Genomic DNA, 9,141 nt, shown 5'->3' with positions numbered 1-9,141 from the left:
ATACAGGCGCTGGTCGAAGGTGACGGAGGCGGTGAAGCGGGCGACGAAGGCGTCGACGGGTTCACTGAAGCGGCCGCCCCAGGACTGATTGGTCTTGTCAGTGCTCATGAATTCGCTCGTATCGGCTGGAGAAAGATGGCGTTGAAAGCTGCGGCGGATAATAACAGGGTTGCCTGGGCTGTCGCTGACACTGGTCGATTGGTTTTACAGCGCCCCTGTAGGAGCGAGCTTGCTCGCGAAGAACGACAGGGCGACGCGGGGTGTCAGGTTGCCAGCGTTATCGTTAACGTTCATCGCGAGCAAGCTTGCTCCTACAGGTTGGTTTTTGCTGTGAGTGCAACGATATTTATCATTTGAGCAATATCGAGCCGGCAACCGTCTACAGTTGGACAGAAGGAACAGTGCACTTCCGGGTGCCGACGCTGACTATAAGAAGAGGGGGTGTTCATATTGCGTATCAGCAAACCCTGTGGCGATGTGTCGCCAATGCGTGCCTGGGCCGCCAATTGCCTGGCAAATGAAAATTTTGCTGCCGGACGAGCGGCACTTTTTGACGCTCGCGCTAGTCTTAGCGTGGATCGCTGTGACAGACGTCACTTCACCTGTCTACGCTATCCTTGTGCGAGACTCACGCAGGAATCCAGCGCAATATGAATGTCCTGATCGTTGATGACGACCCCCTTGCCCGCGAGCGCCTGAGCCGAATGGTTGGCGAACTCGAGGGATACAGTGTCCTGGAGCCCAGCGCTACGAATGGCGAAGAGGCGTTGGCACTGATCGACAGCCACAAGCCGGATATCGTGCTGCTCGATATCCGCATGCCAGGCCTCGATGGCCTGCAAGTGGCCGCGCGATTGTGCGAACGTGAAACCCCGCCAGCCGTAGTGTTTTGCACAGGGCCCGATGAATTTGCCGTGGGAGCCTTACAGGCCAGCGCCGTAGGGTATCTGGTGAAACCTGTGCGAACTGAACATTTACACGACGCGTTGAAAAAAGCCGAACGTCCCAATCGTGTTCAACTCTCGGCCCTGACCCGTCCGGCCGCCGAAAGCGGCAACGGCCCACGAAGCCATATCAGTGCGCGGACCCGCAAAGGGATCGAGCTGATTCCGCTGGATCAGGTGGTCTACTTCATTGCCGATCACAAATACGTGACCTTGCGCCATGAAACCGGCGAAGTGTTGCTGGATGAACCACTCAAGGCCCTGGAAGACGAATTCGGTGACCGTTTTGTGCGCATCCATCGCAATGCACTGGTGGCTCGCGAGCGCATCGAGCGCTTGCAGCGCACACCGCTTGGGCATTTCCAGCTGTTCCTCAAGGGCCTCAACGGTGACGCATTGATCGTCAGTCGACGCCATGTGGCCGGCGTGCGGAAAATGATGCAACAGCTTTGATTCGCTGGTCGCAGGCGAGTTTCACACCCGATTGCCGGATATCCGGGGCCAGGGAGGCCGAGTAGTTTCTGATACAAGTCAAAGTGGATTTGGCTGAGCTGTTATCATCCGCCGTATCTATTCAGTACGGATTGATCCATGTCCACTCGCCAGATCCGCATCGCCACCCGCAAAAGTGCTCTCGCCCTGTGGCAGGCCGAATACGTCAAAGCTCGCCTTGAAGAGGCCCATCCGGGCCTGCTCGTAACTTTGGTCCCGATGGTCAGTCGTGGCGATAAGCTGCTGGACTCGCCATTGTCGAAAATCGGCGGTAAAGGCCTGTTCGTCAAGGAACTGGAAACCGCGCTGCTGGAAAACGAAGCCGACATCGCCGTGCATTCCATGAAAGACGTACCGATGGACTTCCCCGAAGGGCTTGGTCTGTTCTGCATCTGTGAGCGCGAAGACCCGCGCGATGCATTTGTTTCCAACACCTACGCCAGCCTCGATGAGTTGCCCCAAGGCAGCATCGTCGGTACGTCGAGCCTGCGTCGCCAGACCCAGTTGCTGACCCGTCGTCCGGACCTCGAAATCCGTTTCCTGCGCGGTAACGTGAATACGCGCCTGGCCAAGCTCGATGCTGGCGAATACGACGCCATCATTCTCGCGTCCGCCGGTTTGATCCGATTGGGCTTCGAGGATCGCATCACCTCGGCCATCAGTGTCGAGGACAGCTTGCCGGCCGGTGGCCAGGGTGCGGTGGGAATTGAATGCCGCACCGCCGACAGTGACATTCACGCATTGCTCGCGCCGTTGCATCACCAGGACACTGCCACCCGCGTGACCGCCGAACGTGCCCTCAATAAACATCTCAATGGCGGCTGCCAAGTGCCGATTGCCTGCTACGCCGTGCTCGAAGGCGAGCAGGTCTGGTTGCGTGGCCTGGTGGGTGATCCCAATGGCGGCCTGCTGCTCAGTGCCCAGGCACGCGCAATCCGTGATGATGCCGAAGCCCTCGGTGTGCGAGTGGCTGAAGATCTCTTGAGTCAGGGCGCCGCCGATATTCTCAAAGCGGTCTATGGCGAGGCAGGTCACGAGTGACGGGCTGGCGCCTGCTGCTGACGCGTCCGGCGGATGAGTCGGCGGCGCTGAGTGGCGTCCTGGCAGAACAGGGGATTTTCAGCAGTAGCTTGCCGCTTTTGGACATCGTGCCCATCCCTGCCTCTGACACAATGTGCGAGGTGATCCAGGGACTGGATCGCTATTGTGCGGTGATCGTGGTCAGCAAGCCTGCCGCGCGGATTGCCATAGAACTGCTCGATCGGTTTTGCCCGAAGACGCCGTCATTGAAGTGGTTCAGCGTCGGCGCGGCGACGGCGCAGATTCTTGAGGATCGCGGCCTGGATGTGAGCTTTCCGCACGAGGGCGATGATAGCGAAGCCTTGCTTGAACTTACGAGCTTGCGCGACGCCATCTCCCGGCCTGATCCACGTGTGCTGATCCTGCGCGGGGAAGGCGGGCGCGAACTGCTGGCTGAGCGTTTGCGCGAGCAAGGTGCTAGTGTCGATTATCTGGAGTTGTACCGCCGCGAGCTGCCGCAATATCCGCCTGCGGCGCTGCCGCAGCGGATCGAAGCGGAACGCCTGAATGCACTGGTGGTCAGCAGTGGACAGGGTTTTGAGCACCTGCATCAGTTGGCTGGCGATGCCTGGCCGCAGTTGGCGCGGTTGCCGTTGTTTGTACCAAGCCCCAGGGTCGCCGAACTGGCACGTGCCGCCGGGGCCAAAACAGTTGTGGATTGTCGTGGCGCGAGTGCCACGGCTTTGCTGACGGCGTTACGGGAGCATCCCGTGCCCGTTCTCTGATGCAAAGGATGGATACGTGAGCGAAACAGCCTTGCCTAAAGATGACTCCCGGACGGTGCTTGACGCACCTGTTGATGCGCCTGTTAATGAAGCGCTGCCGCCGCCACCTGTTGCAGAGCAGCGTCGAGGCAATGGGCTGGCAATCGTCGCACTGTTGCTTGGCGCTGCCGGCATTGCGGTAGGTGGTTGGGGAGTCTGGCAGGTGCGTCATCTGCAAGCGACTAACCAACAGCAGTTAAGCCAGGTGCAGGCCTTGAGCGATGAGGCCCAGAGCCTGAAGCTCAATGAACAACGCTTGAGCGCACGTCTGGAGCAGCTGCCAGGCGCTGATGTGCTTGAGGAGCGCAGCCGTCTGGTGATCCAGTTGCAGGGCGATCAGCAGCGACTGAATCAACGCCTGGAAACTGTTCTTGGTGCCAGTCGCAAGGACTGGCGTCTGGCCGAGGCCGAGCACTTGTTGCGCCTGGCCAGCCTGAGACTATCAGCGCTGCAGGACATCAGCAGTGCACAGGCGCTGGTGCAGGGCGCCGATGAAATTCTCCGCGAACAGAATGATCCCGGCTCCTTTGCCGCTCGTGAACAAGTGGCCAAAACCCTGGTGGCTTTGCGCAGCACCGAGCAGCCGGATCGTACCGGGCTGTTCCTTAGGCTGGGCGCATTGCGCGATCAGGTGATCAGCCTCACCGAGCTCGCTCCTGAATACAAGGATCGTGGTGAGTCCCTGCTGGGGCTAACCGCCGATGGCGACGGCGCCAGTCGCTGGTCGCAGTGGTGGGATCAAATCTCGCGCTATATCCGCATCGATTTCAACGCTGACAAAAACGTTCGCCCGTTGCTGGCGGGGCAGAGCCTGAGCCAGGTCCGCCTGGCCCTGAGTCTGGCCCTGGAGCAGGCTCAATGGGCCGCGCTCAATGGTCAGGCGGCCGTGTATTCGCAGGCGCTGGATGAGGCCCGTGACGTGCTCAAGGGCAACTTCAATCCGGACAACCCGCAGAGCAAAGTCATGCTTGAGCAGGTGGCCGAGCTGAGCAAGCAGCCTGTCACTGTAGTGACCCCGGACCTGACCGGTACGTTGAGCGCGGTTCAGGGTTATCTGGAACGACGCAACGTCAACGCTGAAGACTCGATCAAGCCGCTGGCCAAGCCTGCTGCGAATACCTCGCAGGAGGCTACTCCATGAAACGCCTCTATGTGATCGTGTTCCTGGTCATTGCGGCTACGGCGGCGCTGGGCCTGGCCATTGCAGAGCATTCCGGTTACGTGCTGGTTGCTTACAAGAGTTTCCGCTACGAATCCAGCCTGTGGGCAACACTGGCCTTGGTCGCGGTCCTCTGGCTGGTGTTTTGGGGTATCAAGGCGTTGATCGAACTGGTGATGACGTCCAGTGGGGTGGTCAATCCATGGTCGCGGCGCAATCGCAGTCGTCGGGTACAGATCGCAATCGAACACGGGCAACTGGACTTGGCGGAAGGTCGCTGGGCCAGTGCGCAGCGTCATTTGTCTCGCGCCGCGGAAGCCGAGCGGCAACCGCTGCTGTATTACCTCGGCGCTGCTCGCGCGGCAAACGAACAGGGTCATTACGAAGAGAGCGACAATCTGCTGGAGCGCGCTCTGGAGCGTCAGCCTCAGGCTGAGTTGGCGATTGCCTTGAACCACGCGCAATTGCAGACCGACCGCGGCGACACTGAAGGCGCCCTGGCAACCCTGGAGGCGATGCACGAGCGTCACCCTCGTAACGCCCAGGTTCTGCGTCAACTGCAGCGCCTGCATCAGCAGCGAGGCGATTGGTCGGCCGTGATTCGACTGCTGCCTGAGTTGCGCAAGGACAAAGTCCTGCAACCTGCCGAACTGACCGAGTTGGAGCGCCGCGCCTGGGGTGAAAACCTGTCCCTGGCGGCGCATCAGGAAGCGGATGGAACAGTTGGATTGCAAGCGCTTGAGCGCGCCTGGCAGCAACTGACTTCAGCGCAGCGTCAGGAGCCACAATTGGTGCTGGCTTATGCCGAGCAACTGCGGCAATTGGGGGCTCAAGCCGAGGCTGAGGATGTTTTGCGCACAGCACTCAAGCGCAGCTACGACAGTCATCTGGCGCGGCTCTATGGATTGGTGCGCGGCAGTGATCCGGCACGTCAGCTTCAGCTCGCTGAAGGCTGGCTCAAGGACCATCCAGCCGACCCGAGCCTTTTACTGACCTTGGGGCGCCTGTGTCTGCAAATCAGCCTGTGGGGCAAGGCCCGGGATTATCTGGAAGGCAGCCTGCGTGCGCAGCGTAACCCGGAAGCTTGCGCCGAACTGGCGCGTCTGCTTGCGCAAATGGGCGACACCGAACGCAGCAATCAGCTGTTTCAGGAAGGCTTGGGTTTGCTGGATGAGCGCTTGCTGGCTGCGCCGTTGCCGGTGCCGGCTCACGCTTGATCGGTGAGTGATGGGGCGCTCGTATGGGTGCCCTGTTGTTCGATCTTTGTCAGAAATTTCCCTTCAAACTACGTATTAAGAAAAGTCCTACAAAGGATTACATCTGATCCTTCAGGTCGTGTCGGGAATTCCCTACATCGCTGTTGAACTGTCTCTGCCGGCCTGCCTTGAAAGGCCGGAGCGCTTTCCTCTACCGTAGCTGTCGTTCCCTTACTGTTACGGAAACGCCATGTCTTTGGCCTGCTCACGCTCGTTGTTTTTCACGCTTTTCGTTGCGTGCGCCCTGGTGCTGGGCGTGTCCTACTATCTGGAATATGCCGTTGGCCTCAAGCCATGTGGCTTGTGCCTGTTGCAACGGCTTTGCCTGGCGTTGCTGACGGGTGTTTGTCTGACAGCGTCCGTGCATGGGCCGGGTCGTCTTGGGTCGTTCCTGTATTGGGTCCTCTGTCTGGCCTGCAGTCTGGCCGGCACCGTGACGGCATGGCGGCAGGTGTTGCTGCAAAGCGACCCGACCCATCAGCTATCGACCTGCGTACCCGATCTCACCGAACTCTTCGCCAGCGCACCCTGGACGTGTGTGGTGCAACTGTTGTTCAAAGACTCGGTCGACTGTTCGCAGATCGCCTGGACGCTGTTCGATCTGAGCATTCCCGAATGGAGTCTGCTGTTCTTCGTTGCATTAATGATTCTCGGGGTTTTTCAGTTGCTGCGCCTTGTCCGGATCAGCTTGCAGCGACCGCTCGGCGGCGATTCGTCGCACCGGCCACTTGTGGGCGATTAAACACTTGTATGAACTTTATCGCCTGAGTACCTTGAAGGCACAGTCGTGCGGGCATAATCTGGCCCGCACGTGTCATTGGAATTATGTTGCTCGATGACGCTCTGCCTGAGTGCCCATTACAAGAGGCGAACGGGCATAGAGCAGCTGACCCATAAGGGAAGAGAGATCACCATGCTCGAAAGTTGTCAGAATGCACAGGAACGTTGGGGTGGAGTGCACCTGCTGATTGATCGCTGGTTGCAGGAGCGTAAAGAGCTAATCGATGCCTACGACAATCTGGGCAAAGAGCCTGAGGCGTTGTCCACGAGCCGTAAACCCTTGCAGGAGTTCTGCGGCGTATTGGTCGATTACGTTTCTGCCGGTCACTTCGAAATCTACGAACAGCTGACCGGAGAGGCCAAGGCCTTCAACGACAAGCGTGGCCTGGAACTCGCCGAGACGATCTACCCACGCATTGACGTCATCACCGAGAAGCTCCTGGCGTTCAATGACCTTTGCGATGAAGGCAAGTGTGTCGCCGAGAAATTCAAAGAGCTGGGTGGTCTGTTGCATGAGCGCTTCGAACTGGAAGATTGCTTGATCGAAGTGCTGCACACCGCGCACAAGGAGCCCGAGCCGGCTCAGGCTTGAAGCGCTTCCCGCAAGACCCGAAACGGCGTGCCAAGGCACGCCGTTTTTCATTTGCGCTTTCAGCTGGTAGCGCCGCGTAACTCGACTTCAAACACCAGTGGTGTAAACGGCGCGATGAGGTCACCGGCACCATCGGCACCATAGGCTTGCGCCGATGGAATCACCAGGCGCCATTTGGCGCCGACCGGCATTTGCTGCAGTGCGCTGCGCCAGCCACTGATCACGCTGTCGAGACTGAACCATTGCGGCTGACTGTTCTGGTCAAATACGGTGCCGTCAGGCAGGCGACCGATATACAACACCTGCACCTTGCCATTCGGGCCGGCCTTGACCCCGGTACCCGGAACCAGCTCTGTCAGCAGGATGCCATCGGGCAATTCTCGAACACCGGGTTTGGCTTTTTCTTCGGCGAGAAATCGTTGCTCGTTCGCTAGCGCCACTTCGCTTTGCGGCGCAGGCGCTTGCATGGCAATCCGGGCTTCGTGCTCGGTGAGGATCTGCTCGATCTGCTCGTCCTTCAGCGCCAATGGCTTGCCCTGGTAGGCTTGCTGCAAACCTTCGACCAGTGCTTTGAGTTGCAGGTCGGGAACCTCCTGGCGCAGGCGCTCACCGAGGCTCGCACCCAAACTGTAAGCGAGATCGTGAGCGTCATTTTCCTGGGTTTTTTCCGCGGCATGAGTCGCTGAAAAAACAACGCACAGTGATAAAAAAAGGTAGCGCGACATGGGCACTCTCCGGCCTGAAATTGCGGGCGATTATGCCAGTGTGAATGTGCTTAACGGTGAACTGCTTTTGCGCAAGCACAGAAGTTTTTCACTCCTTTGCAACAGGACGCTTTCGATAGTGTCAACATGCCCTAGCGGCGGTTGCAGCAGAGGTCTAGTATGAGCCGCACTCACTTCAGCCAGGAGGTAAACCATGTCGGCCACCAAGAAGCCAGTAAACACTCCGTTGCATCTTCTCCAACAACTGTCGGGCAGCCTGCTTGAGCACTTAGAAACTGCCTGTTCGGAAGCCTTGGCTGATGCTGAAAAATTGCTCGCCAAGTTGGAAAAACAACGCGGCAAAGCGCAGGAAAAACTGCACAAATCCCGCACCAAATTGCAGGACGCAGCCGCAGCCGGCAAAGCCAAGGCGCAAGCCAAATCCAAGGACGCCGTGAAGCAACTCGAAGACCTGCTTGATGCCCTCAAGGAGCGTCAGTCGGACACTCGTGGCTACATTCTGCAACTCAAGCGCGACGCTCAAGAAAGCCTGAAACTGGCCCAGGGCGTTGGTCGTGTACAAGAGGCTGTCGGCAAGGCGTTGTCCCTGCGTGCGGCCAAACCTGCTGCGGCGCCTGCGAAGAAAGCCGCTGCCAAACCGGCTGCTGCAAAAGCACCGGCCAAGCCTGCCGCCAAACCGGTTGCCAAAGCACCGGTGAAAGCCGCAGCCAAGCCAGCGGCAAAACCTGCTGCAGCAAGCGCTGCTAAACCTGCAGCTAGAACTGCTGCTGCAAAACCAGCTGCTGCCAAACCTGCAGCGGCGAGAACCGCTGCTGCGAAACCGGCTGCAAAAACTGCTGCTAAACCAGCTGTAAAAGCTGCTGCAAAACCAGCCGCTAAACCTGCTGCCAAGCCAGCGGCCAGAACCGCTGCAGCGAAGCCAGCTGCCAAGCCTGCCGCCAAACCTGTTGCTGCCAAAACCGCAGCCAAGCCAGCGGCAAAACCTGCTGCCAAGCCAGCGGCTAAACCAGCGGCTAAAACTACTGCTGCGAAACCCGCTGCCGCTGCCAAGCCGGCCACTGCCAGCGCGGCAAAACCAGCTGCTGCAAAACCTGCAGCCAAGCCTGCTGCTGCCAAGCCAGCTGCAAAACCAGCAGTAAGAAAGCCGGTTGCCGCCAAGCCAACCGTTGCACCTGTTGCCAAGCCAGCGGCCCCGGCTCCAACTGCAGCGCCTGCTTCGACAGCCACCACCACCGCGACAGCTTCGCCAGCACCAACGCCGGCTGCTGTTCCGAGCGCAGTACCTGCCACCCCAACCAGCGCTTCCTAAGTGCCGGTTACCGCGACGCGCAGCTGATGCAGCGCGTCGC

At 59.2% G+C, this 9,141-nt stretch carries 10 protein-coding genes; 8 read left to right on the top strand and 2 right to left on the bottom strand.

All coding sequences use genetic code 11. From position 1 onward, the window contains the following. On the bottom strand, window positions 1-108 hold a 108-nt coding region (locus ACRESJ_RS08015; protein ID WP_431757429.1), incomplete at its 3' end, for a hypothetical protein. Window positions 109-650: 542 nt separating this feature from the next. On the opposite strand from ACRESJ_RS08015, the gene ACRESJ_RS08010 reads away from it, so the two are divergent. The 7 genes from ACRESJ_RS08010 (at window position 651) to rsd (ending at window position 7,067) form a co-directional block, all read left to right on the top strand. Next, the gene (locus tag ACRESJ_RS08010) at window positions 651-1,397 is read left to right on the top strand and encodes a LytR/AlgR family response regulator transcription factor (protein ID WP_431757428.1); all 747 of its coding nucleotides are present in this window, start codon (window positions 651-653) and stop codon (window positions 1,395-1,397) included. Window positions 1,398-1,535: 138 nt separating this feature from the next. Continuing rightward, window positions 1,536-2,477, top strand: a complete 942-nt coding sequence (gene hemC / locus ACRESJ_RS08005; protein WP_431757427.1) for a hydroxymethylbilane synthase — start codon at window positions 1,536-1,538, stop codon at window positions 2,475-2,477. Next, entirely contained in the window at window positions 2,474-3,241 is a 768-nt protein-coding gene (locus ACRESJ_RS08000) for a uroporphyrinogen-III synthase (RefSeq protein ID WP_431757426.1), read from the top strand. Before hemC ends, ACRESJ_RS08000 begins: the two co-directional genes overlap by 4 nt. A gap of 16 nt (window positions 3,242-3,257) precedes the next feature. Then, window positions 3,258-4,421, top strand: coding sequence for a uroporphyrinogen-III C-methyltransferase (locus ACRESJ_RS07995; RefSeq protein ID WP_431757425.1), 1,164 nt, complete (start codon window positions 3,258-3,260; stop codon window positions 4,419-4,421). Continuing rightward, window positions 4,418-5,656: a heme biosynthesis protein HemY gene (locus tag ACRESJ_RS07990; protein WP_431757424.1), complete on the top strand. Its 1,239-nt coding sequence runs from the start codon at window positions 4,418-4,420 to the stop codon at window positions 5,654-5,656. Before ACRESJ_RS07995 ends, ACRESJ_RS07990 begins: the two co-directional genes overlap by 4 nt. 229 nt (window positions 5,657-5,885) lie before the next feature. After that, a complete protein-coding gene (locus tag ACRESJ_RS07985; RefSeq protein ID WP_431757423.1) occupies window positions 5,886-6,437 on the top strand; it encodes a disulfide bond formation protein B in 552 nt (183 codons plus the stop codon). A gap of 171 nt (window positions 6,438-6,608) precedes the next feature. After that, entirely contained in the window at window positions 6,609-7,067 is a 459-nt protein-coding gene (gene rsd / locus ACRESJ_RS07980; RefSeq protein ID WP_431757422.1) for a sigma D regulator, read from the top strand. Between the two features lie 59 nt (window positions 7,068-7,126). On the opposite strand, the gene ACRESJ_RS07975 is transcribed toward rsd, so the two are convergent. Further along, entirely contained in the window at window positions 7,127-7,792 is a 666-nt protein-coding gene (locus tag ACRESJ_RS07975; protein WP_431757421.1) for an FKBP-type peptidyl-prolyl cis-trans isomerase, read from the bottom strand. Window positions 7,793-7,985: 193 nt separating this feature from the next. Between ACRESJ_RS07975 and ACRESJ_RS07970 the strand changes: the two genes are divergently transcribed. Beyond that, on the top strand, window positions 7,986-9,101 hold the full coding sequence (locus tag ACRESJ_RS07970; RefSeq protein WP_431757420.1) for an AlgP family protein: 1,116 nt from the start codon (window positions 7,986-7,988) through the stop codon (window positions 9,099-9,101). Window positions 9,102-9,141: the final 40 nt, after the last annotated feature.

The sequence above is a fragment of the Pseudomonas sp. genome (genome assembly GCF_050739655.1).
Taxonomy (GTDB): Bacteria; Pseudomonadota; Gammaproteobacteria; order Pseudomonadales; family Pseudomonadaceae; genus Aquipseudomonas.
This window is presented reverse-complemented; position numbering and strand designations above follow the sequence as displayed.

What these genes read in the sequence shown, in the direction of transcription:
- ACRESJ_RS07975 (WP_431757421.1), bottom strand. Translation starts at nt 7,792, where the DNA reads ATGTCGCGCTACCTTTTTTTATCACTGTGCGTTGTTTTTTCAGCGACT.
- ACRESJ_RS07985 (WP_431757423.1), top strand. Translation starts at nt 5,886, where the DNA reads ATGTCTTTGGCCTGCTCACGCTCGTTGTTTTTCACGCTTTTCGTTGCG.
- hemC (WP_431757427.1), top strand. Translation starts at nt 1,536, where the DNA reads ATGTCCACTCGCCAGATCCGCATCGCCACCCGCAAAAGTGCTCTCGCC.
- ACRESJ_RS08010 (WP_431757428.1), top strand. Translation starts at nt 651, where the DNA reads ATGAATGTCCTGATCGTTGATGACGACCCCCTTGCCCGCGAGCGCCTG.
- rsd (WP_431757422.1), top strand. Translation starts at nt 6,609, where the DNA reads ATGCTCGAAAGTTGTCAGAATGCACAGGAACGTTGGGGTGGAGTGCAC.
- ACRESJ_RS07990 (WP_431757424.1), top strand. Translation starts at nt 4,418, where the DNA reads ATGAAACGCCTCTATGTGATCGTGTTCCTGGTCATTGCGGCTACGGCG.
- ACRESJ_RS07970 (WP_431757420.1), top strand. Translation starts at nt 7,986, where the DNA reads ATGTCGGCCACCAAGAAGCCAGTAAACACTCCGTTGCATCTTCTCCAA.